1 protein-coding gene is annotated in these 317 nt (G+C 74.4%); it reads right to left on the bottom strand.

The window, feature by feature from the left end; genetic code table 11:
- Nucleotides 1-317 (bottom strand): hypothetical protein (locus tag PUR61_RS19200; RefSeq protein WP_329880180.1); only part of this gene is annotated, 317 nt, incomplete at both ends.

Here is a 317-nt window from a genome sequence, read left to right as displayed (position 1 = left end):
CCCGCCGCACCCAACGTCCGTACCACCAGACGCGAATCCGACCACCCGGCATCCGACAGCCACGCCTGAAGCAGCACCAACAGCGCGGCAGCCCGATCCCCGGCCGCACCCGCCCCCGACGCATCCACCAACAGCACCGGCCCCGGCACCGGCAGCTCGTCACCCAGACGCAACAACGCACCCCGCACCACCCCCGCCCCCTCCTGCGCGGCCCACTCCACCCCGAACAGCACACGGTCCGCCGCACCACGAGCCAGCTGACCGGCCGTCACGGGCCGGAGCCGGAGCGCGTCCACCTCGGCGACCGGGATCCCGGT

Source organism: Streptomyces sp. BE20, from assembly GCF_036322525.1.
In the GTDB taxonomy this organism is placed as follows: Bacteria; Actinomycetota; Actinomycetes; order Streptomycetales; family Streptomycetaceae; genus Kitasatospora.
Note: the sequence above shows the minus strand (reverse complement) of the source record. Positions and strands in the feature narration are given on the sequence as shown.